Origin of the sequence: Frankia sp. Mgl5, from assembly GCF_023242985.1 — a bacterium.
GTDB lineage: Bacteria > Actinomycetota > Actinomycetes > Frankiales > Frankiaceae > Parafrankia > Parafrankia soli.
On the sequence record NZ_JALKFY010000511.1, the window covers coordinates 1 to 386 of the forward strand.

The 386-nt window shown below is 54.4% G+C and carries 1 pseudogene; it reads left to right on the forward strand.

The features are described 5' to 3' along the window. A pseudogene (gene fliI, locus MXD62_RS10380) lies at positions 1-386 on the forward strand (flagellum-specific ATP synthase FliI); the annotation flags it as partial.

A 386-nucleotide genomic window follows, 5' to 3' on the forward strand; every position in this document is an offset into this window, starting at 1 on the left:
CATTTACTCCAATCACAATCAAGAACCGATCATCGCCGAAGCGGTTGGTTTTCGCGACAACAAAGTGCTGCTGATGCCTCTGGGCGAACTTGCTTCAATCGGTCCGGGTTGTGACGTGGTTGCGACTGGAAAACCCTTGACTGTGAAGGTAGGACCGGAAATTCTCGGCTCTATCCTGGATGGATTGGGTAGGCCGCTGACCGGAGCGGCTCAACCGTTTGGCTTAACCAGTTATGCGACCGACAATCAGCCGCCAAATCCTTTATTGCGGCCCCGAATTACAGAGCCGCTTGGGGTAGGGGTTCGGGCGATAGACGGGCTACTCACCATTGGCAAAGGACAGCGGGTCGGGATTTTTGCCGGGTCAGGTGTAGGGAAAAGTACAT